The organism is Tabrizicola oligotrophica (genome assembly GCF_011008935.1).
Lineage (GTDB): Bacteria > Pseudomonadota > Alphaproteobacteria > Rhodobacterales > Rhodobacteraceae > Tabrizicola_A > Tabrizicola_A oligotrophica.
This window is the reverse complement of record NZ_JAAIVJ010000006.1, coordinates 1-22,420: the sequence shown is the minus strand read 5'-3', so window position 1 is coordinate 22,420 and position 22,420 is coordinate 1. Positions and strand designations below refer to the sequence as shown.

Below are 22,420 nucleotides of genomic sequence, written 5' to 3'. Positions count from 1 at the left end.
ACCTTGGCTCAATTGCTGGCATCGGGGCGGTGCTTGGGCCGCCGGGTCTTTTCCTTCGGCGCGACCGAGGGGCTGGTGTCGGCCGAGAAATCCGCGCCTTCGGCCGCCGCGGGCTGAACCGCCGGGTCGCCGGTGGCCGGCTTGGCTGCGACCGCCTCTTTCTTGCCGGCGCCGATCAAGGTGAACTCGATCCGCCGGTTCGCTTCGCGCCCGGCCTCGGTGCCATTGTCGGCAATCGGCCGCTCTTCGCCATAGCCGCGGGCGATGATGCCCGAAACATCCACCTGCCGGCCCTGCAAGGCCACGGCGACCGCTTCGGCCCGCGCCTGGCTGAGCGCGCGGTTTCCATCTTCGGAACCCTGGGCGTCAGTGTGACCGGCAATTTCCATCCGGACGCCGCCGCAGCGCGCCAGGGCCTTGGCCAAGGCCTCCATGACCGCGCCAGCGCCGGCGTCGATCTCGGCCGAACCGGGGGGGAAGGTGATCTTCTGCCGCGCCAGCACGGCGTTGACGTCTTCGGCACAGTCCTGCGGCGTCGGCAGGGCGGCCACGGGATCAAGCTCCACGTCATAGGTGACGTTGACCTTGTAGGTCTTGCCCTGCCCCAGCTTGTCCGACAGCACCTGCGCAATCCGGGCGCGGCCGGCCTGCGAGCCGGTCACGCCGGTGATTTCCACCGTATCGGCCCGCACCAGAAGGCTGCCATGTTCCAGCTCTGCAAGGGCCTGCAGACCCGCCAGCACCCGCACCGGCCATCCCTCCGGCAGGTCGGGGTCAAGCCGGGTGGCCTGATAGACCTTGGTACTGCCGAAGGCGGCCTTGGCGAAACTGTCGACCGCGGTGCGCTGCAACTCATCCGCAAGCCGGCCCCGCAATTCGACCTTGCCCGTGTCCTTGGCCAGAACGGCGGTGAACTCCGCCGGGCCTTGTGCCGCGTTCTCGGCCTTGTCGAGCGTCGCGTTCAGCGAGAACACATCCGGCAGCGCCGCTTCAAGCTCGCCCACCACCCGGTCAAACTCGGACTGCGACACCGAGGCGGCGGCCTGTAGCGTCACATCGGCATCCTTGAAGGTGATGGTGGCGGCCGTCAGCTCGGCCACGGCCTTGATTCCGGCTTCGGCAGCTTCGGCCCAGGACGGGCTGGGAACGCCCAGACCGATCACGCAGTTCTGCCGCCCGACCGCACCCGCGGCCGTCGCGGCCGCCACGATGCGCAAACGGGCCTTTTCACTGTCGGCGGCGCAGGCGTCAAAGCGCGGCCCCTCGGCGTCCATCACGAAACGCAGCGTGAAGGGGGTGATGACCGGGCGGGGCGCGGAAATCTCGTAGGTGACAGTCACGCCCTCGGGCTGGCCCTGCGAAAGCGCGCTTTCAAAGCTGCGCTTTTCCGCGTCGGATGCGGCAATCGCCGTGATCCGCACCGAAGTCGCGTCAATCGTGATCTTCGACCGCGGCAAGAGCGCCAGCGCCATGCGCGCAAAGGCCAGCGCCGGGGCCCAGGTTGCCGGCGGCTCGTAGGCGGCGGTTTCCAGCATGTCCTGCAACTCGGTGTCAGGCTGCAGGGCCTCGACCTCGACCATCAGGATATCCTTGGTGTCGCCTTCGGGCAGCAGGCCGATCAGCTGGATACCGTCGTCATTGCGCAGCATTTCCAGCGAAAAGCGCGGCGCTTCGACGGCGCGGGCCGGGGTCACTTCCATCATGTCGCGCACCCGCGACGCCTCCACCACCGAGCCGGCCAGATTGATTGCCCGATAGCGCGCGGCCTCGTTGGGCGCGGTGCCCAGAAGCTGAACCCGCAGGCCGTCACCGTTGACGACGGCGAAGGTGATGCCCTCGGTCAGGAGTTTCGACCGGATCGCGCGTTCGGAAAGCCGCTCGATCAGCAGGACCGAAGCCCAGGAGAACAGCAGCGCCACGAAGGCCGCCACCGCAAAGGCCACAGCCGTTGCAAGGCCGGGCGTCAGGCGCGGCGTGAAGGGCAGACGAAGGGCGGGCAGTTTCACCAAGGGAAAGGTCACATTCTCTTGCAGCAGCGCAGGTTGCCAGACGCTCTTAAAGCCGGGTTCGGCCTTGATCAATCAAAGGAAAGCCGAAACGGCAAGAAACAGCGCAAGGATCAGGCCTGCATCACGGTTGGCGCGGAACACGACAAGGCAGGAGGCCGGGTCGTCGACATCCAGCCGGCGCATTTGCCAGACCATGTGCCAGCCAAAGGCCCAGACCCCTGCCAGCGCCACCAGCGGCGGCCACAGGCCCGTGACAGGCAGGGTCACGATGGCCGCCGCCGCGAGCACCAGCGTCAGCGTGAGGAAGCCCCACAACGCCGGACGGGACCGGTCGCCAAACAACCGAGCCGTGGATTTCACCCCGATCAGCGCGTCGTCCTCCTTGTCCTGATGAGCATAGATCGTGTCGTAATACAGCGTCCAGCTGATGCCGGACGCGTAAAGGAGCAACGCCGGCAGGCTGACCGTGCCGGCATGCGCCGCATAGGCCAGCACCGCCCCCCAGTTGAAGGCCAGCCCCAGGAACACCTGCGGCCACCAGGTGAAGCGCTTGGCAAAGGGGTAGATCGCCACCAATACAAGCGAAGCGATGCCGAGCAGGATCGCAAGGCGGTTGTAGCTGAACAGGATCAGCGCGGCGACCAGCGCCTGCACCGCCATCCACACCAGCGCCTGTTTTACCGTCACCTGCCCCGAGGGGATCGGACGCGAGCGGGTGCGGGCCACCTGCCCGTCGAAATCGCGGTCGGTGATGTCGTTCCAGGTACAGCCCGCGCCGCGCATCAGGAAAGCACCTGCACCGCAGGACAGCGCGACCCAGAGATCCCAGAGTCGAAAGCTGTCCGCCATGGCCGCCAAGGCCACGCCCCACAGGCAGGGAATGTAAAGAAGCCAGGTGCCGATGGGCCGGTCGGCGCGCGAAAGCCGCAGATAGGGCACTGTTGCGGCCGGGGCAAAGCGGTCCACCCAATTGCCCTTTGGGGCATCGGCAACCTGTCTGGCGGGCTCTGGCATTTCGCGCGGGTCGGTCATAGGGTCTGTCCATGGAAAAGCCAAAGGTCCGCCTGTTTGTAGATCAGCCCTTGGGCGCGGGGCAAGCCGTGGCCTTGGGGCCCGAGGCTGCGAATTACCTGTTCAACGTCATGCGCCTTGGCAAGGGCGCGGGTGTAGCCCTGTTCAATGGCCGCGATGGCGAATGGCGGGCCGAGGTGGCCGAGGCGGGCAAGCGGCAGGGAATCGCGGTCTGTCAGGACCGGACCGCGCCGCAGGTGATGCCGCCCGACCTCTGGCTGATCTTCGCCCCGGTAAAGAAGGAACGCACGGCCTTTATCGTCGAAAAGGCGGTGGAACTGGGCGTTGCGCGCCTGATGCCGGTCGCCACACGGCACATGAACTCGGAGCGCTGGCGGGTGGACAAGCAGACCGCCCATGCGGTCGAGGCGGCCGAGCAATGCGGCGCAACCTTCGTGCCAGAGGTCGCGGACCTGCAACCGCTGGACCGGGTTCTGGCGGCATGGCCCGGCGAGCGCGCGCTTTACTGGGCGGACGAGACGCTTGCGCAAGGTGCCGCCACGCCGTCCGGATTCGTCACCGGGCCTGCCGCCATCCTGATCGGACCGGAAGGCGGCTTTTCGGAGGACGAAAAGGCGCGGCTGCGGGCGCTGCCCTTCGTGCGGCCTCTGGCGCTTGGCCCCCGTATCCTGCGGGCAGAAACCGCGGCCCTGGCGGCGGTCGTCCTCTGGCAAGACGCAGTGGGGGATTGGCGGGGATGACCCCGGCACGGCTTCATGTGCTGACCGCCCGCCGGTCCGCGGCGGCGGCGGTGGTGCGCCGTGGCCCCTCCGAAATGGTGGCCGCCATCGGGTGGGACAGGGACAGCGGTAAACTGTGCGAACCGCACTGGCTGCGCGGACGGATTTACGAATACCGCGCCGACCTGTCGCTGGATGGCCGTCACATGGTCTATTTCGCCGGCAAGGGCGGGCGCTGGTGGACCGCGCTTGCGCGGGCGCCGCGGCTGACGGCCATCGCGCTCTGGCCACAGGCCGACACATGGGGCGGCGGTGGCGCCTTTGACCTTGACGGGCGGCTTTGGCTCAGTGCCGGCACGGCCAGGGATTTGCCGGACGGGCTGGAAGCTGCGTCGCCGCACGCATTCCCGCATGCGACCGATGGCATCCACATGGGCGGCACCCATGCCGCCAAACTCGTGCTTCGCGGCTGGCGCCATGAGACGGCGGTGCGGCCTATGCCACCCGCCTGTCGCGCCCGATCACCGGCGGCTGGCGGCTGGTGCAGGGCTACAACACCGGACAGGCGAACCGGGCGATTGTCTCCTCGACGTTCTGGCTGCAGCCGCCAGCGGCCGAGACCATTGCGCAACCCGGCTGGGAATGGGCCGATGTCTGGAATGCCAGCGTGCAATTTGCCGCCAAGGGCTGTCTTTGGCAGGCAGATGTCGGGGAGCAGGGCCTTGCAACACCGGAATTGATTGCCGATCTCAACGACATGCGCCCCGACTGGCCGGAACGCCCCACCCGAACCGAAAGCGCCCGATGAGCCTTGTTCGCCCCACCGCCCTTGCCACCCTGTCGCGCTGGCGCGAGGTTGCACTGTCCGCCGCCACCGCGCTGCTGGGTCTGTGGATCGCCACCCGGGGCGGGCCGATCCTGGCGGTGGCGGGCCTTGCCCTTGCCGCGCTTGCCGGCGGGCTGGCGCTGACCGCCTTGCGCCGGTTGCGTTTTGCGCAAGACATCGCGGCGCCGGGCCTTGTCGAGGTGGTCGAGGGCGAGGTGCGCTATTTCGGGCCAAGCGCGGGCGGTACGGTCAGCCTGTCGGACCTGACCGAGCTGCGCCTGATCGTCCTGCGCGGTCATCGCATGTGGCGACTCAAGCAGGCCGACGGGCAGGCGCTGCTGATTCCGGTTGATGCCGCCGGCGCCGAGTCTTTGTTTGACGGCTTTGCCAGCTTGCCGGGGATCGACCTGCCAGCGGTTCTTGCCGCCCTGTCCCCTGCCCCCTCGGGCCCTGCGGCGTCCGGCCCCGGCCAGATCGTCGCCGGCCAGCCGGACATGATCGTTCTGTGGCATCGCGGCGGACGGGTGCCCACGGCCATGCGCCCCCTGTCCCCGCGGGGCTGAAAGGACGGGCTGCACCCCGGCCCCCGTTACCCCTGCGCGAGCAGCGCGCTGCAGGTCTCCGGCCAGAGATCGGCAGCCCGTTGCAGGTGCTCTGCCAGCCGCATGCCGTCGCCCGCCTTGCCTGCGGCCTCGGCTTCGGCCAGATGCGCGCGCAGCCGGGCGGCCCCCATCAGCGCCGCGGAGCCGGCGATGCGGTGCGCGTCGGCCTGCAACGCCATCGCCGCTGCGCCCTGTGGCGTGGCCACCAGATCCAGCCCCCGCCAGCCCGCGACGACCGGATCCGTTTCGTCGACAAAGGCCTGAAACAGCGACGCTGCGCGCTCCTTGCCGAGCGTGGCGATCAGGTCTGCCAGACGGCTCTGGTCGATCAGGGGTACCTCCGTCGGCACGGCGGGATGCACCCGCGCCCCCGCGCTTTCCGGTCTTTCGTCACCCTGTCCCAGCACCTGCCGCAAGACCCGCCGCAACGCATCGCGCGAGACGGGTTTGGTCATCACCACCTGCATGCCCGCGGCAAGGAACCTGTCCGTCTCGCCGGGCAGCGCGTGGGCGGTCAGCGCGATGATCGGGCTGTCGGCACTTGCCCCGCCGGACTTGCGAATGGCGATCGTCGCCTCCACCCCGTCCTTTTGCGGCATGGAGACGTCCATGAAGATCGCGTCCCAGCGGTGGCGCGCGGCAAGACGAATGCCTTCCTGGCCATCCTGCGCTTCGGCCACCGCATGCCCGTCGCTTTCCAGCATTTCGCGGACGACAAGGCGGTTGACCGGGTTGTCCTCGACCACGAGCAGGGAAAGACTGCGACCGACCGGTGGTTCAGGCTGGGCTTCGGCCTCAGCGACCTCGCCGGACGCTGGCCGCTCGGCCGGACCGGACAGCGGCAGACTGACCTGAAAGACGCTGCCGACGCCCGGTTCGCTTTCCAGGCTGACGTCGCCTCCCAGAGCCCGCGCCCAGCGCCGCGCGATGCCAAGCCCAAGCCCCGTCCCGCTGGCTGACCGGGTGTAAGAGGCGTCCAGCGTCACGAAGTCGTCGAAGATCCGGTCCTGATCTTCCTTGCGGATGCCAATCCCGGTGTCGGCCACGCGAATGTCAATCTGACCCGCCGCATCCCGCCGCGCAACGTCAATGCGCACCTCGCCGTTGCGGGTGAACTTCAGGGCATTTCCGACAAGGTTCAGCAGGATTTGCCGCAGCCGTACCGGGTCGCCTGCAATCACCGTGCGGCCATCGGCCGGAAGGCTCGTGCGCAGCCGGTTTTCTCCGGCAAGTGCCATCGGGGTCAGGTTTTCGACGATGTCACGCAGCAGTGGCGCCAGATCGAAGCGCTGCGAGGTGATCGCCGCCTTGCCGCTGTCAAGCCGCGCAATGTCGAGAACATCGTTGACATGGTGCAGCAAGAGCCGCCCCGAGCTTTCCATGATGCGGTGATACTGTCTTTGCTTGGCGGTCAGACGGGTCTGCTGCAGCAACTCGATCGTGCCGAGCAGGCCGTTCAGGGGCGTGCGCATTTCGTGGCTCATCACCGCAAGTAATTCTGCCTTGGCCTTTTCTCCCGCCAGGGCATCGTCGCGGGCGCGGTAAAGCTCCTCTTCGGCGGCGACCTGCGCCGAGACGTCGCGCAGATAGGAAATGAAAATCTCGCCATCCGCGCCGGTGCTGACGGACACCGCCGCTTCGATGGGAAAGGTCTCGCCGCCTTTGCGCATGGCGGTCATCCGCAGATGACCGGCGCCGATGACGTGTTTCGCGCCGGCCTGGCGGTAGCGGGCCATGCCGCGCCAATGGGCCTCGCGCAGCGCCGGCGGGATGATCAGCGGCGCGATGTCCTGACCCAGCGCCTCGGCGGCGGAGTAGCCGAACACGGCTTCGGCGGCGGCGTTGAACTCCAGAATCCGGCCATCGGCATCGGTCACGATCACCGCGTCGAGCGAGGTCGAGAACACCGCCTTTACCCGTTCGCCCTGAATCTGGTTCTCCAGAACCTGCCGCTTGATCGCCGCGTTCATCCGCGCCAGCGTCGCCGCAAGAATGCCCATCCCCAGAATGAGACCAAGCGTCAGGACCGACACCTGCAACAGCGTGCTGGCGATGCCTTCGCGTTCGGCATCGGTGCGGCTGGCAAAGACCCGGATTCCGGTCAGGCCCATCACGCTGGCATCGCCGCGCAGATCGCGCAACTCGGCGGCAATCTCGTCCAGACCCGCCCGCAGATCGGCGTCGGATCCGTCGATCAAAATGACGCGGCGTGTCAGGAAATCCCATATCCGGCTGAAGCTTGTCGTGTAGTCAGGGTCTTCCCGCAGCACAGCAAAGACTGGGCTGAGTTGCAGCGTGATCATGCGGCTGTAGAACACGTCGAACCGCTGGCGCACCTCCTCCAGCGTTTCGGTCCCGGCAATCGCGCGCTCCATGGCCAGCAGGAGTTGCAGGTATTCGACGTTGATCTGCGCGATCGACCATTGCACGTTGTCGGTGCTTGCCGTGCTTTGCTGGTCGATCTTGCGCACCACATCCAGCGACAGAACGAGGATCACCGCGACCGCCGACAGCAGCGCCACAACCACGGCAAAGATCCGCCTCTGCCGCCGCGACCGCTCCGCTGACGGACTGGCTTCGGATATCGAAGGTCTTCCGGTGCGGCTCAGTTCACGGCCTCGATACGGTCAAGCTGCCAGATGCTGCGCGAGTAATAGACTTCGCTGCGGTAGTCGGAATTGCTGTCGAACGGATAGATCAGCCAGAGCGGTCCCTTGTCGCGTACCGACATGGGCTTGCCATCCATTTCATAGGCAAGGATCGGGCCTTCGTCGATGGCATCCGAAACCGGCACCTCCACCATGTAGTCGTTGATGGCCGACATCCGCAACGTGCCGCCGACAACGCCCAGCGCATCGGTCAGCGCCTTCAGGGGAATGCCGGTAAAGCTGTGGACCCCCTCTGTCCAGATCGTGCTGGTCCTTATTTCCACCGGACCAAGACTTGCCAGCAGCGCGGAATCGAACAGGGCCATCTCGGGGGCATTGGTTGTTGCCAGGTCGCCGGAAACCGTGAGGAAAACTTCGCCCTCGGGCCGCGCCAGCCCTTCGGCGGCAACCGGGCCGGCCAGAAGGCCGCCAATCGCAAGCGCCATGACCAGACGGGAAACTGAAGCGGGCCTCATGCAGACTCTCCTGGTTCGCAGGTCGCGCATCGGTTTACACATCCTCGTGCAGTCGGTCATCTAATCTTTGGCCTAGTGTCTCACGCTTTGGTATAGTTCACATGCGCCTTGTTCACGATCGACATTCACCGCCCGAGTCAGTTATTCGCACAGATCCTGTCTCCGCGGGGCATCACCCCGCAATTTAGCGACAGAATTCTGCGCCTTCTGTCAAGATAATGACACCATTGGAAGAAAACTATGTCACTCTTTCTACCTGACGGCGTCAAAAGCACCCACCCTCCCGAGGCCGCAGCCACGTCGGATGGCCAAAAGATGGAGCGGAACGGAAGGATGCGGATTCTTGTCGCAGACGATCACGGCCTGGTTCGCGAAACCATCGCGGCCTTTCTCGTGGCCGAAGGCTTTCCCGAGGTCGAGACCGTCGCCTCGCTGGACGAGGCCGTTGCGGCCGCGGCTGCATCGGGCAGTTTCGATCTGGTGCTGCTCGACTACAACATGCCCGGCATGAACGGGCTGAACGGTCTTGAAAAGATGGCGCTGGCCAATGGGGGCCAGTCGGTGGCCATCATGTCCGGCACGGCGACACCGGAAATCGCGGAAGAGGCGATTGCCAGCGGTGCAGTCGGATTCGTGCCGAAAACCCTCGGGTCGAAGTCCATGCTGGCCGCCGTTCATTTCATGCTGGCCGGCGAGGTCTATACGCCGTTCGGCTTTTTCAATCAGGAACCCGGCCCAGGCGTCGCAGCCCTTTCCCCGCGCGAGCTTGACATGGTGCGCGGCGTCTGCGCGGGCAAGTCGAACAAGGAAATCGCCCGCGACCACGATTTGCAGGAAGTCACCGTCAAGCTGCACGTCAAGACCATGAGCCGCAAGCTGGGCGCCAGAAACCGCACCCACGCGGCCATGATCGCCAGGACCCTGGGGCTTTGCTAGGCCGGAATTCCGACAGGACCCGGACAGCGGAGCGCGGCGTTTTCCACCGCTTTTCGTGCATTTGCGCACAAACATTGATGCGTCGCGCCGCCAGCGCGCCTTGACTTGGCGCGCAATCGGCGACAGGTCTAGGCGCCCGAAGCGCAATGAAACGATGAGACCCGCAAATGTCCATTCCCCAGTCCGGTGGCGGCCCGATCGAGCGGTTCGAGCAGTTGGCAGAATACATGGCCTCGGGTTGCAAGCCCAAGGAGCAATGGCGCATCGGCACCGAACATGAGAAATTCGGCTGGCTTGCGGGCAGCCGCGCGCCATTGCCCTACAGTGGCGACGCCTCGATTTCCGTTCTGTTTCAGGCGCTTGAATCTCGCTTCGGCTGGGCCCCGCTGCGCGAGGGCGACAATGTCATCGGCCTGACCCGCAATGGCGCCAACATCAGCCTGGAACCGGGCGGGCAGTTCGAGCTGTCGGGCGCCCCCCTGATCACCATGCACGAGGTCGCCGCCGAGTTGCAGATCCACCTTGACGAGGTGGCCAGCATCGCCGGCCCGCTTGGCATCCGCTTCATGGGGATCGGTGCCGCGCCGGAATGGGGCCATGACGCCATGCCAGTGATGCCCAAGGGCCGCTACCGGCTGATGACCGATTACATGGGCCGCGTCGGCACCCACGGCACGCAGATGATGTACCGCACCTCGACGACGCAGGTGAACCTCGACTTTTCGTCCGAGGCGGACATGGTGCAGAAGCTGCGCGTGGCGCTGGCCTTGCAGCCGGCGGCGACCGCGCTATTCGCCTCCTCGCCGTTTTTTGACGGCAAGGTGAACAGCCACAAGTCCTGGCGCTCGCGCATCTGGCGCGATCTGGATGCCAGCCGTACTGGCATGCTGCCCTTCGCCTTTGAGCCGGGCATGGGCTTTCAGCGCTATGTCGACTGGGTGCTGGACGTGCCGATGTATTTCGTGTTCCGCGATGGCAAGTATATCAATGCCCTGGGACAAAGTTTCCGCGATTTCCTGGCCGGCAAGCTGCCCGCGCTGCCGGGCGAAAAACCGACGCTGTCCGACTGGGCCGACCACATGACCACGGTCTTCCCCGAGGCCCGAGTCAAGAAGTTCATCGAGATGCGTGGCGCCGATTGCGGCGATCAGGCCCATATCAACGCCCTGCCGGCCTTCTGGGTCGGGCTGATGTATGACCAGACTGCGCTGGATGCCGCCTGGGATCTGGTCAAGGGCTTTGACGCCGAAACCCGCGAGGGGCTGCGGGTCGCGGCCTCGGTCGCAGCGCTGGATGGCGAGGCGAATGGCGTGAAACTGGCCGATCTCGCCCGCGCCGCCGTCGGCCTGTCGCACGCCGGCCTTGCCGCGCGGGGTCTCGGCGAGGAGAAATATCTCGCCCCGCTCGTCGCCTCGCTGAAATCGGGCAAGGTGCAGGCCGACCGCTGGCTGGAGCTTTACAAGGGTGACTGGGGCGGCGACCTGTCGCGCATCTACGAGGCGGCGAGCCTGTAAGGCCGCCGCTTCGGCTCAGCCCTTCTTGTGCCCGATCTTCGGCTCGGTTCCGGCCTTGATGCGCTTGAGGTTCGGCCAGTGCCGGACATAGACCAGCACCGTCAGCGCGAAGGTCAGGATCAGCACGTCGCCGCGGCCAAAGACAAAGCACCACAGGCCCGACAGCGCCGCCGCGATCAGCGCCGAGGCCGAGGAAATCCGGGTGATCAGGGCCGCCACCAGCCAAGTGGCGCAGGCCGCCAGCCCGACCGGCCAAGCAAGTGCCAGAAGCGTGCCGAGGAAGGTCGCCACGCCCTTGCCGCCCTTGAAGCCCAGCCAGACCGGGAAAAGATGGCCCAGAAACGCCATGCCGCCGGCCAGTTGCGCGGCATCTTCCCCGACAAGGCAGCGCGCGATCAAGACCGCGACCGCGCCCTTGCCGGCATCCAGCACCAGCGTCGCCAGCGCCGCGCCCTTGTGGCCGGTGCGCAGCACATTGGTCGCGCCGATGTTGCCCGAGCCGATGGCGCGCAGATCGCCCAGCCCCAGCGCACGGGTGATGACAAGGCCGAAGGGTACCGAGCCGAGCAGATAGCCGCAGAGACCGGCAAGGATCAGCAGGACGGGAGAGGTAGCGATTTCCGGCATTCAGCGCGCCTCATGAACCAGAGAGCCTGCGACATAGGTGGCCAGCACCTTACCCTCCATCCGCGCCCCGTCAAACGGCGTGTTCTTCGACTTGGACGCCAGCGCGAAGCGGTCCAGCACAAAGGGCGTGTCGGGGTTGAACAGCACCAGATCGGCGGGTGCGCCTTCGGCCAGCCGGCCTTGCGGCAGGCCCAGACGACGGGCGGGGTTGAAGCTGAGCGCGCGGAACAGCGTCGGCAGGTCGAGCTGTCCGGCATGGTAAAGCCGCAGCGCCGCCGGAAGCAGGGTTTGCAGGCCCACGGCGCCCGAGGCCGCTTCCTCGAAGGGCAGGCGTTTGGATTCCTCGTCCGCCGGGGTGTGGAAACTGCCGATCACGTCGATCACCCCGTCGGCCACCGCCTGCACCATGGCCAGCCGGTCCTCCTCCGACCGCAGGGGCGGCGTGAACTTGAAGAAGGTGCGATAATCGCCGACGTCGAACTCGTTCAGCGTCAGGTGGTGGATCGAGATCCCCGCCGTCACGTCCAGCCCCATGGCCTTGGCCCGCGCCAGCGAGGCCAAGCTGCGCGTCGTGGTGATCTGGTCGACATGCCAGCGCGCGCCGGTCATCTCCACCAGCCCGAGATCGCGGTCCAGCCCGATGCGCTCGGCCATCGGCGACACGCCCGGCAGGCCTTTCAGCGAGGCGAACTTGCCCGAGGTGGTCGCCGCGCCTGCCGACAGCCCCGGCTCCTGCGGGTGGCCGACGATCAGCGCGCCCAAGGACCGGGCATAAGTCATCGCCCGCGACAGCGCCTTGGTGTTTTCCGCCACATGGAACACATCAGAAAAGGCAATGGCCCCGGCATCCAGCAGAAAGCCGATCTCGGTCATTTCGCGGCCCGCCCGGCCCTTGGTCAGCGCCGCCATGTGGCGGATGCGCACCGGGGCCTCGCCGGCGCGGCGGGTGACGAATTCCAGCGTTTCGGGGGTGTCGATGGCGGGCGCGGTATCGGGGCGGGCAATGATCGTCGTCACGCCGCCCGCCGCCGCGGCGAGCCCCGCCGAGCGGAAGCTTTCGCGGTGCCGCTCGCCCGGCTCGCCGATTTTCACACCCCAGTCGACGATGCCGGGGGCAAGGCAGGCACCGCCGCAGTCTGTCACCGTCGCTCCTTTCGGCGCCGGCCCGTTCAGCGCGACGATCCGGCCCTGATCCACGGTCAGGCTGCCAAGGCTGTCGGTTCCGGCCTCGGGGTCGATCAGGCGGGCGTTTTCGAAATGGGTGGTCATGCTTTGCCCTTCTTCAAGTCGCGGCGCTGGCCGGTGTGGCGGTGCGGGATCATGGCTAGCTCAACAGCACGATGCCAAGGGTGAACAGCGCGAGAAAGACCAGCACGGCGGCGGCCACCATGCCGCCTGCGCGCATTTCCTGCTTCGTGGGCTTGCGGTCGGGATCGGGCGTCATTTGCGCGCGCCCCTCGCCCTGTCGATGGCGGCGATCGTTGCCGCCGTGTCGGCCTGATACTTCATCAGATGCTTGTCCCCCGCCGCCGTGACCAGCTGCACCGCTCCGAAGAAGGCGCGCACCTGTTTCAGACTGGAGAGCGGCGCGACACGGCCGCCCGGTCCGATCAGGCGGCGGCTGGTCAGCTTCCACTCCTCGGCCAGAACTTCGGATTTCAGATAGGCCGCGCGCAGACCGATCGCCAGCACGGCGGCAACCGGGCCAACCCATGGCGCCGGATTGCCGCCATAAGCCAGCGCCGCTCCGGCAGCGGCTCCGGCAAGGAGCGCCATGATGCCATTCGACCGCCAATAGGTGCCGGCATCGGGCCGGAACACCGCCACCAGCGTTTCGCCGGGGCCGAGATGCACCTCGCGGCCAAGGATCGGGTCGCGGCTGATCTCAGACATGCCGCGCCTCGCTGCCCGACCGCATCACGCCATCACCCCCGCCGCCTTGGCGCCCCGTTCGGCGCGCAGGTTGCGGGCCAGAAGGTCCATGCAGGCCATTCGGACGGCGACGCCCATCTCCACCTGTTCCTGAATGACGCTGCGGTTGATGTCGTCGGCAATCTCGCCGTCGATCTCCACACCCCGGTTCATCGGGCCGGGATGCATGACGATGGCGTCCGGCTTGGCGAAGGACAGCTTTTCGGCATCCAGCCCGTAGCGGTGGTAATATTCGCGCTCGGAGGGGATGAAGCCGCCGTCCATCCGCTCCTTCTGAAGCCGCAGCATCATCACCACGTCGGCACCTTCCAGCCCCTTGCGCATGTCGTCGAAAAGCTCGCAGCCGAACTCGCCGACGCCCGAGGGCATCAGGGTGGGGGGTGCAATCAGGCGGATGCGGTTTTCCATCTTGTTCAAGAGGATCAGGTTCGACCGCGCCACGCGGGAATGCGCGATGTCGCCGCAGATCGCCACAGTCAGGCGCTGGATGCGGCCCTTGGCGCGGCGGATAGTCAGCGCATCAAGAAGCGCCTGCGTCGGGTGTTCGTGCCGCCCGTCGCCGGCGTTCAGCACCGCGCAATCGACCTTCTGCGCCAGCAGGTTCACCGCGCCCGAGGCCCCGTGCCGCACCACCAGAAGATCCGGGTGCATGGCGTTCAGCGTCATCGCGGTGTCGATCAGCGTCTCACCCTTCTTCACGCTCGACGAGGCCACCGACATGTTCATCACGTCAGCGCCCAGCCGCTTGCCCGCCAGCTCGAAACTGGCCTGCGTCCGGGTGGAGTTCTCGAAGAACATGTTGATCTGCGTTAGCCCCGCCAGCGCGTCGGACTGTTTCACTGTGCGGCGGTTCAGATCGACATAGCGGTCGGCCAGATCAAGGACCGTAGTGATTTCCTGCGGGGAAAGCTGCTCGATGCCAAGAAGGTGGCGGGCGCGGAAGGTGGTCATCGAGATCCCCCGGATTGGCAGCTGTTCGGGGGCTTATAGAAAGCCGGGTTGTGGGGCGCAAGGCCAGAGCCTAGGGTCTTGCCCATGGGAATCGGGCAAGAGATCGCGGGCGATTGGCATGCAGCGCTGGCGGCGCTGGCGTGGCAGGTCGATCTGGGCGTCGACGAGGTGATCGGCGACACGGCGATTGACCGTTACGAGCTGCCGGAAACCAACCGGCCCGCCGCCCCTCCGGCCGTGGCCCCCCGTGCGCCGGCCCCCGTGATGCAGGACGCCCCGCAGGTCGATCCGGTCGAGGCCGCCCGCGGGATTGCCGCCCGCGCCACCAGCCTTGAGGCGCTGCGCGAGGCACTCTCCGCCTTTGACCTCTGCGATCTGAAGAAGGGCGCGCGCAACACCGTCTTTGCCGATGGCAATCCGGCAGCCCGCGTACTGATCCTTGGCGAAGCGCCGGGGCGCGAGGAGGACATCGAAGGTCGCCCCTTTGTCGGCCGCGCCGGGCAGCTTCTGGACCGGATGTTCGCCGCCATCGGCCTTGCCCGCACCGCTCCCGATGCGGGAGCCGCGCTTTACATCACCAATGTCATGCCCTGGCGCCCGCCCGGCAACCGCGACCCGGAACCGGCGGAAGTGGCGATGATGCGCCCCTTTGTCGAACGCCATATCGCCCTGATGGACCCGGATGTGATCGTGGTCATGGGCAACACGCCCTTGTTCGCGCTGACCGGGCACAAGGGCATCATGCGCGCGCACGGCACATGGACCAAGGCGCTGGACCGGCCGCTGTTGCCCATGGTCCACCCGGCCTATCTCTTGCGCAACCCGATCGCCAAGCGCGAGGCCTGGGCTGACCTTTTGTCGTTGCAAGCCCATCTGCGGGCGAACGGCTGACCCCCTGAAGGTCGGAGAACGCCTCAGGGTGCCGGACAGCCGTCGATCTCGACCGCGCTGTCACCGCCCAGAACCGTCAGCCGCAAGGCCGAACGGTCCAGCGCAAAGGGCGCGCCGCTGGAGGCAACCATTTCGCTCACCGAGGTCAGAACCCCGCCCTGCCGCAGCGTCTGGCTGTCCGAGACCCAGATCGACGGATCGCCGGGTTCGATCACCACGGCCTCCTCGCCGCCGCGCGCCGCGATCTCGACTGTCGCGGTCAGCCGCAACCCGTCGGCAATCGGCTCCACCGCACAGGACACCCGGCCCACCCCCGCCCCGCCGCCACTGGCCGGACGCGCCTTCAGCGCGGCGCGGATGCCGTCGCTTTCCGCCCCCGGCGCAGCCAGATCGGCAGAAACCGTGACTTGCGCCGGCATGCAGATGTCCTTGCAGATGCCCATGCTGATGCGGGCCTTCAGATGCATCGGCGCCCCCGGCACCTTGGGTTGCACCTCCAGCGGCAAGACCACGCCACCCTTGTAGCCCACGGTCTGCATGCCGTTGGTATGAAACATCACCGGGCTTGGCCAATGTACCCGCACCGAGGCGACGTTCTCTGACCCGGACCAGTCGAACTCGGGCGGAATGCCGGCCTCGCCGGGGCGGCGCCAATAGGTCTTCCACCCCGGCGCCAGAACGAAGGACAGGCCCGCCATGTGATGCCCGCTTTCCATGCGCCAGCCGGGCAGCAGGCTTGCCTGCAACACCTCATCCTGCGTCATCGCCGCAAGAGGCGCGGCGCTGGCCAGAAACAGAAGAAGGGACGCGGTTTTCATGCCCTGTAAAATAGGCAACCGCAGGTCCAAGGGAAATCACGTTCCGGTCAAGCCCATGCAACAAAACGGGACTTGAGGCGAAAGCGCCGCAGGCTCACACTGAGATCAGGGAAAGGGGCGTCGATTCGATGGACCTGACAGGCAAGTTTCTGGTGGCGATGCCCGGCATGGGCGATCCGCGCTTTGAAAAAAGCGTCATTCTGGTCTGCGCCCACAGCGACGAAGGGGCCATGGGCATCATCGTCAACAAGCCGGTCGAGGAAGTCACCTTCGCGGGCCTGCTGGACCATCTGAACATCCTGCGCGCGCCGGATGGCCGCGACATTGCCGTGCATTTCGGCGGCCCGGTCGAACGTGGCCGCGGTTTTGTGCTGCACAGCCGGGATTACCGGGGCGGGGCCGCGACGATGAAGATCGAGGGCGGCTTCGGGATGACTGCGACGCTCGATGTGCTGGAGGCGCTGGCGCGCGGCGAAGGCCCGCACCGGGCGCTGCTGGCGCTTGGCTATTCCGGCTGGGGTCCGGGGCAGCTGGAAAGCGAGATTGCCCGCAACGACTGGCTGACCTCCGAAGCCGATGCCGGGCTGGTCTTTGCCGAGGATGACACCGGCAAATGGGTCGGCGCCTTGCGAGGCATGGGGATCGACCCGCTCAGCCTGTCCGGGGCGGCCGGGCGGGCCTGAGGGCTTGCCCGAAAATTGCCGCAATCGGCCGCTAGTCAGAAGGAAAACTCAGGCAAATCTCCCCTCTCATGCGCCCTGTCTTTGCCCTTGCCTTTTCGCTTCTGCTGTCTTTGCCCGTCCAGGCCGAAGAAAGCCGGCTTGTCAGTCTGGAAACCTCGGATGCCGGGCATGACTGGCAGGCCGTCGGCAGGCTGGACCTGGGGATGCGCGGCTTTTGCACGGGGGCGCTGATTGCGCCCGATCTGGTGCTGACGGCGGCACATTGTCTGTTCGACAAGGAAACCGGCGCACGGATTGCCGACCGCGACATCCAGTTCCTTGCCGGCTGGCGCAATGGCCGGGCCGAGGCCTATCGCGGCGTGCGCGCTTCGGTCGCGCATCCCGAATACATCTTTGCCGGGGCCGAAAGTCTGGATCGCGTGGCCTATGATCTGGCGCTGGTCGCGCTTGACCAACCGATCCGCCTGCCACAGATCACCCCCTTTGCCACCGATACCCGCCCCGCGCTGGGGGATACGGTGGGGGTGGTGTCCTATGCCCAGGACCGGGCCGAGGCGCCGTCCCTTCAGGAAACCTGCCATGTGCTGGACCGCGCGCCGCAGATCGTGGTGTTTTCCTGCGATGTCGATTTCGGCTCCTCCGGTGCGCCGATCTTTGCCCTGCGCAATGGCGAGATGAAGATCGTTTCCGTCGTTTCGGCCAAGGCCGATGTCGAAGGCAAGCGCGTGGCGCTGGGCTCGGTCCTGACCGGCCGCATCGAAGAGTTGCAGGCCGAGCTGGCGGCTGGCCCCGCCACCGCCCGTGTGACCGCCGGTTCCGTGCGCGTCCTGTCCGGCGGTCAGACCGGCGGAGCGAAATTCGTCAAGCCCTGAGCGGCAGGCGCGGCGCCGGTCAACTGGCGAATCGCCGGGTTGGCAGCACTGGCGGACGTCTCATTTTGCCGCAAATCCACACCGCGCGTCCGGCCCCCGAACCGGCAAGGCCGGACTACAAGACGCAGGAAGATGCAACGCGGCGCGGCGCTTTGCGTTTCTTCTTGCCAGCGTTGCCTTGCAGCGGCAGGCCGGATGCTCCCGACCTGCCCCCCCGACCTGCCCCAAGGAGCGCGACAATGACCGCAAAGACCAATGTGCATGACCTGCTGGCCGCGAAGGGCAAGCGCAAATGGGTGCAACTGCATGTCGACAGCGCGGCAGAGGCGGCAGCGGCAGAGGCCGCAGGGATCGTGATCCTGTCCTGCGAGGCGGATCACACGCTCGCGGCGGTCCGCGCCGCGGCCCCGTCGGCCTTCATTTCGGCAGGTATGCCGCATGGCGCGGCGGCCACCCCGGACGAGGCCCTGCGTCTGGCCTTCGACGCGCTGCGCCGGGGTGCGGATGCGATCTACAGTTCCCACTCATCGCGCTTCATCGAAGCCATGGCGCGCGAAGGGATTCCGGTCACCGGCCATGTCGGGCTGGTGCCCAACCTTGCCGCCTGGACCGGGTTTCGCGCCATCGGCCGCAAAGCGGACGAGGCCCTGCAAGTCCTGCGCAAGGCAAAAGACATCGAGAACGCCGGCGCCGCCTGTCTGGAGGTCGAGGTGGTGCCGGTGCAACTGGCCGATCACATCACCCGCACCACCCCGATGCTGACGATGGGCATGGGCTGCGGCGCGGTCTGCGACACCCAGTATCTGTTTTCCTGCGACGTGCTGGGCAGCAACACCGGCCATTATCCCCGCCATTCCAAGCGCTATGCCGATTTCGCCCTGCTGGAGGCAGAGTTGCAGGCCGCGCGCGTCGCGGCCTTCCGGGACTTCGCCGCTGATGTGGAGCGCGCAGGCTATCCCGAGCGCCGGCACGAAATCTGGATGGAAGCGGCAGAAGCCGAGGCCTTTGCCCGAGCCGCAGAGCGGATTTGACACATTGCCGCGGAATGAGGCATCCTGACCGGGTTATCTCCTTCCGGATCAAGCCATGCGTCGCGTCACAGTTGCCGAAATCATGCGTGAAACCGGTCTGTCGCGGGCGACGGTTGACCGGGTTCTGAACAACCGGGGCCGGGTGCATGACCGCACCCGCAGCGTGGTCGAGGAAACGCTGCAGCGCCTTTCCGCGCCGGACACCCAGCCGCCCTCCGGCCCGCCGCAGGCCGACCTTGTCCTGCGCGTCGGCCGCGGCATGATGGGGCAGGTTCGCGCCGCCTTTACCGCCAGCGGCGCGCTCGGGGCCTTTCACGACCTGCATATGGCGGACGAAGCAGCGGTGCTGCGCTGTGTCGAGGGCCTGTGCAAAGACCTTGCGCGGCCCCTGATCGTGACGGCCAAGAACAGCGACCGGCTGGTGTCCGTGCTGGCCAACGCCCGCGCCAGGGGCAAGCGGATCATCGCCATGGTGTCCGACCTTTCGCCCATGGCGCGCGATGCCTTTGTCGGGCTGGACGACCGCGCGGCAGGGCAGACGGCGGCCTTTTTGATCGGGCGGATGCTGGGCGATCGGCCAACTACAGTTGGAGTTGTGCTGGGCAGCCCGGCCTTTCGCTGCCATGAGGACCGCGAGATCGGCTTTCGCACCGGTCTGCGCGCGCATTTCCCGAAGGTCATCATCTCGGCCGAGGTGCAGGGCGAGGACAGCGCCGACCTGACGCGCAGGGCGGTGGCGGACCTTCTGGCGCGGCACCCGGCGCTGGGGGCGATCTACAACGTCGGAGGCGGCAATGCCGGCATGGTCGAAGCGCTGCGCGGCGCGGGCCGGGTGTCGGACATGCTGGTCGTCGGGCATGAGGTGAACCCGGTGACCATGCCACTTCTGCAATCGGGGGCCCTGGATTTCGCCATTTCCGGTGACCCGTCGGACATGCTCGACGCGGCGCTGCGTTGCGCGATGGCGCGCGGCCCCGACGGGGCGCAGCCGCCGAGACTGCGCAGCTTCGGCATCTACACCCGCTTCAACATGCCGGATTTCAGCACCACCACCTGACCGCCACCGCAGCCGGGGCGAATCGCGGCGGACGGCCCGGCGCGGGCCAGCAATCAAGGCCGCTCAGTTTGCCTCTTGCGCCGAGAGCATGCGCCGGAACATACGCCCGCCCCGCGAGGCGTGATGCATCCTGAGGCAATTCCACCGATGGAATGAACATTCCACTTGCGTCATTTTTTGGAACGCACGACACCATTTCCCATAGCTCGTCCCGATGAAGAACGGGCCGCGGAGAGGGGAAAGCCAGATGGACGACACGCAGTTCGGCACAAGGGACAAACGCGGCAACTGGACGCCGAACGAGCCGCTGGTCCACGCCCCCCTGTTTTCCCTGCCGCCGAAACCGCTGGCGCTGTTGAAATGGCTACCGCAATATTTCCTGCCGTGGAACCTGATCTGGGCGGCCTCCGCCGCGGCGTGGTGGGTCTGGGTGGTGCCGAAAAAGGCGACGATGCAAAGCCTTGACTGGGGTTGGGTGCTGTGGCTTTTCGCCATCAACTGCATTGCCGTCGCCCTGTTCTATGGCGCCTTCGAGGTGCATCTCTACATCCGCCGCGCCCAAGGCTCCCGGTTCAAATACAATGCGAAATGGCCATCCGAGCATAAATCCAGCGCCTTCATGTTCGGCAGCCAGAACATCGACAGCCTGATCCGCGGCTTTGGCACCGGCGTGCCGATCTGGACCGCGTGGGAGGTGCTGGTGCTGTGGGCCTGGGCCAATGACATCGGCCCCTGGGTCAGTCTGATGGACCATCCGCTTTACCTTTTTGCACTCTGGCTGCTGCTGCCGGTGATCCATGAGTTTCACTTCTTTTGCATCCACCGCCTGATCCACATGCCGTTTCTGTATAAGTGGGTGCATTCGGTGCATCACAACTCGGTCAACCCGTCGCCCTGGTCGTCCTTGTCGATGCATCCGGTCGAGCACCTGCTGTACTTCGCCACCGCCGCCTATCACTTCATCATCCCCTCGCATCCGCTGTTGGCCATCTACCAGCTGCACTTTGCGGGCTTTGGCGCCGTGGTCGGCCATATCGGGTTCGACAAGCTGGAAGTGACCGAAGACAGCGCCGTCGATAGCCACGCCTTCGCCCATTACCTGCACCACAAGTATTTCGAGGTGAATTACGGCGATGGCCTGATCCCCTTGGACCGCTGGTTCGGCACCTGGCACGACGGCACCAAGGCGGGCGATGCGGCGATGAACGCGCGCTACCAGAAGACCAAAGCCAAGGCCAACGCCAAGGCCTGACGACCCACCGAAAAGCCAGACCTGCGGCGCCCCCGAAGGGATGCCCCGCGAAAGGTTTGTCTGAAACTGCAAGACCATGAGGGAGGAAACCATGAAGAAACTTGCACTTACCTGCTGCACACTGGCGCTGTTTGCCGGGGCGGCGCATGCCGAAAAGATCGGCGTTTCGATCGTGAACTTTGACAACAACTTCCAGACCCTGCTGCGGCAGGGGATTGAGGCGCGGGCCGGCGAAGTCGGCGTCGAGGTGCAGATCGAAGACGCGCAGAACGACGGCGCCAAGCAGCTTGACCAGATCAACAATTTCATCGCAAGCGGAGTCGATGCCATCATCGTCACCCTGGTCGATACCGCGGCCTCGCCCGCCATCACGGCGGCCGCCGATGCCGCGGGCGTGCCGCTGGTCTTCGTGAACCTTGAACCGCAGGACATCGCCGCCCTGCCCGCCAAGCAGGTCTATGTCGGCTCGAACGAAATCGAGAGCGGCACGCTTGGCGCCTTCGAGGCCTGCAAGATCCTGCGCGGGCAGCTGAAGTCGAACGGCGCCGGCGGTTACATCATCATGGGTTCGCTGTCGCATCAGGCGGCGCTGCAACGCACCAAGGATGTCGAGGACATTGTCGGCACCGACATGTGCAACTTCATCAAGATCCATGACAAGCAGTCTTCGGAATGGTCGCGCGACGGGGCGCAGACTCTGATGACCAACTGGCTCTCGAGCGGGGCGGCACCCGATGTGGTCTTTGCCAACAATGACGAAAGCGCGCTCGGTGCGATCCTTGCGCTGAAGGCCGCGAATATCCCGATGGAGGATGTCGTCGTCGTGGGCGTCGATGCCACGGCCGATGCGCTGCAATTCATGCAGGCGGGCGATCTGGACGTGACGGTGTTCCAGAATGCCAAGGCGCAAGGCGGCGGCGGTCTCGATGTGGCGCTGAAGCTGGTCAAGGGCGAAGAGGTGGACCGTGTCACCTATATCCCCTTCGAGCTGGTGACCCCGGCCAACATGGCCGACTACATCGGCAAGAACTGAGCCGCCACAGCCCGGGCGGGTTCTCCCCCCGCCCGGGCCTTTCCATGGAAGGACAAGGACATGACCGACTGGATCGACGCCTGCGGGCTTGAGGACATCGAGGAAGAGAGCGTGCGCCGGTTCGACCATGCCGGGCGCAGCTTCGCGATCTACCGCATGACGGGCGAGGAGGTGTTCTGCTCCGACGGCCATTGCACGCATGAGGCGGTGCATCTGTCTGAGGGCCTGCTGATGGATTACGAAATCGAATGCCCGAAGCATTCCGGCGTCTTCGACGTGCGCACCGGCGAGGCCCGGCGCCTGCCCGCCTGCGTCAACCTGCGCACCTATGAGGCGCGGGCCGAAGACGGCCGGATCAAGGTGCGACTGGCATGACAGAGGTTTCGACCCACGGGCTTGGCGGCCTAAGATATGATCCTGCGCGTCGGGCGCGGGCTGCGGAGTGGAATGTGGCTTTGGCGCTGGTGATCATGGTGGTGATCTTCGAGGTGCTGAACCGGCTGCAGGGGGG

Annotated in this window: 22 protein-coding genes; 13 read left to right on the top strand and 9 right to left on the bottom strand. The window is 66.3% G+C overall.

Features of this window, described 5'->3' with window-relative positions; all coding sequences use genetic code 11:
- Positions 1 to 8: 8 nt before the first annotated feature.
- Both G4Z14_RS11085 and ubiA read right to left on the bottom strand, forming a co-directional pair.
- On the bottom strand, positions 9 to 2,081 hold the full coding sequence (locus G4Z14_RS11085) for an OmpA family protein (protein ID WP_227751673.1): 2,073 nt from the start codon (positions 2,079 to 2,081) through the stop codon (positions 9 to 11).
- Complete coding sequence (ubiA, locus tag G4Z14_RS11080) at positions 2,082 to 3,041, bottom strand: 4-hydroxybenzoate octaprenyltransferase (protein WP_164625683.1); 960 nt, start codon at positions 3,039 to 3,041, stop codon at positions 2,082 to 2,084. It lies immediately after the preceding gene.
- Between the two features lie 11 nt (positions 3,042 to 3,052).
- Between ubiA and G4Z14_RS11075 the strand changes: the two genes are divergently transcribed.
- The 3 genes from G4Z14_RS11075 to G4Z14_RS11065 all read left to right on the top strand — a co-directional run bounded on the left by G4Z14_RS11075 (position 3,053) and on the right by G4Z14_RS11065 (position 5,149).
- Entirely contained in the window at positions 3,053 to 3,781 is a 729-nt protein-coding gene (locus tag G4Z14_RS11075) for a 16S rRNA (uracil(1498)-N(3))-methyltransferase (RefSeq protein WP_164625681.1), read from the top strand.
- A 520-nt stretch (positions 3,782 to 4,301) separates the two neighbouring features.
- Positions 4,302 to 4,568, top strand: a complete 267-nt coding sequence (locus G4Z14_RS11070; RefSeq protein ID WP_164625679.1) for a hypothetical protein — start codon at positions 4,302 to 4,304, stop codon at positions 4,566 to 4,568.
- Positions 4,565 to 5,149 carry a hypothetical protein gene (locus tag G4Z14_RS11065; protein WP_164625677.1) on the top strand — a complete coding sequence of 195 codons (585 nt, stop codon included), beginning with the start codon at positions 4,565 to 4,567 and terminating at the stop codon, positions 5,147 to 5,149. Before G4Z14_RS11070 ends, G4Z14_RS11065 begins: the two co-directional genes overlap by 4 nt.
- 26 nt (positions 5,150 to 5,175) lie before the next feature.
- On the opposite strand, the gene G4Z14_RS11060 is transcribed toward G4Z14_RS11065, so the two are convergent.
- Both G4Z14_RS11060 and G4Z14_RS11055 read right to left on the bottom strand, forming a co-directional pair.
- Positions 5,176 to 7,716, bottom strand: a complete 2,541-nt coding sequence (locus tag G4Z14_RS11060) for a hybrid sensor histidine kinase/response regulator (protein WP_164625675.1) — start codon at positions 7,714 to 7,716, stop codon at positions 5,176 to 5,178.
- Positions 7,717 to 7,793: 77 nt separating this feature from the next.
- The gene (locus G4Z14_RS11055; protein ID WP_227751672.1) at positions 7,794 to 8,312 is read right to left on the bottom strand and encodes a molybdopterin-dependent oxidoreductase; all 519 of its coding nucleotides are present in this window, start codon (positions 8,310 to 8,312) and stop codon (positions 7,794 to 7,796) included.
- Positions 8,313 to 8,645: 333 nt separating this feature from the next.
- Between G4Z14_RS11055 and G4Z14_RS11050 the strand changes: the two genes are divergently transcribed.
- Both G4Z14_RS11050 and G4Z14_RS11045 read left to right on the top strand, forming a co-directional pair.
- Positions 8,646 to 9,248, top strand: coding sequence for a response regulator transcription factor (locus tag G4Z14_RS11050; protein ID WP_164625673.1), 603 nt, complete (start codon positions 8,646 to 8,648; stop codon positions 9,246 to 9,248).
- Between the two features lie 167 nt (positions 9,249 to 9,415).
- Positions 9,416 to 10,762, top strand: a complete 1,347-nt coding sequence (locus G4Z14_RS11045; RefSeq protein WP_164625671.1) for a glutamate--cysteine ligase — start codon at positions 9,416 to 9,418, stop codon at positions 10,760 to 10,762.
- A 15-nt stretch (positions 10,763 to 10,777) separates the two neighbouring features.
- Here G4Z14_RS11045 and plsY read toward each other — a convergent pair whose 3' ends face one another.
- From plsY to G4Z14_RS11025, 4 genes are all read right to left on the bottom strand, one after another.
- Positions 10,778 to 11,389 carry a glycerol-3-phosphate 1-O-acyltransferase PlsY gene (gene plsY / locus G4Z14_RS11040; RefSeq protein ID WP_164625669.1) on the bottom strand — a complete coding sequence of 204 codons (612 nt, stop codon included), beginning with the start codon at positions 11,387 to 11,389 and terminating at the stop codon, positions 10,778 to 10,780.
- Complete coding sequence (pyrC, locus tag G4Z14_RS11035) at positions 11,390 to 12,658, bottom strand: dihydroorotase (protein ID WP_164625667.1); 1,269 nt, start codon at positions 12,656 to 12,658, stop codon at positions 11,390 to 11,392.
- 171 nt (positions 12,659 to 12,829) lie between these two features.
- Positions 12,830 to 13,282, bottom strand: coding sequence for a hypothetical protein (locus G4Z14_RS11030; RefSeq protein WP_227751671.1), 453 nt, complete (start codon positions 13,280 to 13,282; stop codon positions 12,830 to 12,832).
- Positions 13,283 to 13,306: 24 nt separating this feature from the next.
- Complete coding sequence (locus tag G4Z14_RS11025) at positions 13,307 to 14,272, bottom strand: aspartate carbamoyltransferase catalytic subunit (protein WP_164625665.1); 966 nt, start codon at positions 14,270 to 14,272, stop codon at positions 13,307 to 13,309.
- A gap of 84 nt (positions 14,273 to 14,356) precedes the next feature.
- Between G4Z14_RS11025 and G4Z14_RS11020 the strand changes: the two genes are divergently transcribed.
- Positions 14,357 to 15,163, top strand: coding sequence for a uracil-DNA glycosylase (locus tag G4Z14_RS11020; RefSeq protein ID WP_227751670.1), 807 nt, complete (start codon positions 14,357 to 14,359; stop codon positions 15,161 to 15,163).
- A 23-nt stretch (positions 15,164 to 15,186) separates the two neighbouring features.
- Here G4Z14_RS11020 and G4Z14_RS11015 read toward each other — a convergent pair whose 3' ends face one another.
- Complete coding sequence (locus tag G4Z14_RS11015; RefSeq protein WP_164625663.1) at positions 15,187 to 15,981, bottom strand: protein-disulfide reductase DsbD domain-containing protein; 795 nt, start codon at positions 15,979 to 15,981, stop codon at positions 15,187 to 15,189.
- A 128-nt stretch (positions 15,982 to 16,109) separates the two neighbouring features.
- Between G4Z14_RS11015 and G4Z14_RS11010 the strand changes: the two genes are divergently transcribed.
- From G4Z14_RS11010 to G4Z14_RS10980, 7 genes are all read left to right on the top strand, one after another.
- Entirely contained in the window at positions 16,110 to 16,664 is a 555-nt protein-coding gene (locus G4Z14_RS11010) for a YqgE/AlgH family protein (protein ID WP_164625662.1), read from the top strand.
- A gap of 68 nt (positions 16,665 to 16,732) precedes the next feature.
- Positions 16,733 to 17,536, top strand: a complete 804-nt coding sequence (locus G4Z14_RS11005; RefSeq protein WP_164625660.1) for a trypsin-like serine peptidase — start codon at positions 16,733 to 16,735, stop codon at positions 17,534 to 17,536.
- 239 nt (positions 17,537 to 17,775) lie between these two features.
- Positions 17,776 to 18,567, top strand: coding sequence for a 3-methyl-2-oxobutanoate hydroxymethyltransferase (locus G4Z14_RS11000; RefSeq protein WP_164625658.1), 792 nt, complete (start codon positions 17,776 to 17,778; stop codon positions 18,565 to 18,567).
- An 82-nt stretch (positions 18,568 to 18,649) separates the two neighbouring features.
- Positions 18,650 to 19,624: a LacI family DNA-binding transcriptional regulator gene (locus G4Z14_RS10995; RefSeq protein WP_164626062.1), complete on the top strand. Its 975-nt coding sequence runs from the start codon at positions 18,650 to 18,652 to the stop codon at positions 19,622 to 19,624.
- A gap of 247 nt (positions 19,625 to 19,871) precedes the next feature.
- On the top strand, positions 19,872 to 20,876 hold the full coding sequence (locus G4Z14_RS10990) for a sterol desaturase family protein (protein WP_164625656.1): 1,005 nt from the start codon (positions 19,872 to 19,874) through the stop codon (positions 20,874 to 20,876).
- Between the two features lie 91 nt (positions 20,877 to 20,967).
- Positions 20,968 to 21,909 carry a substrate-binding domain-containing protein gene (locus G4Z14_RS10985; RefSeq protein ID WP_164625654.1) on the top strand — a complete coding sequence of 314 codons (942 nt, stop codon included), beginning with the start codon at positions 20,968 to 20,970 and terminating at the stop codon, positions 21,907 to 21,909.
- A gap of 60 nt (positions 21,910 to 21,969) precedes the next feature.
- Positions 21,970 to 22,284, top strand: coding sequence for a MocE family 2Fe-2S type ferredoxin (locus G4Z14_RS10980; RefSeq protein ID WP_164625653.1), 315 nt, complete (start codon positions 21,970 to 21,972; stop codon positions 22,282 to 22,284).
- Positions 22,285 to 22,420: the final 136 nt, after the last annotated feature.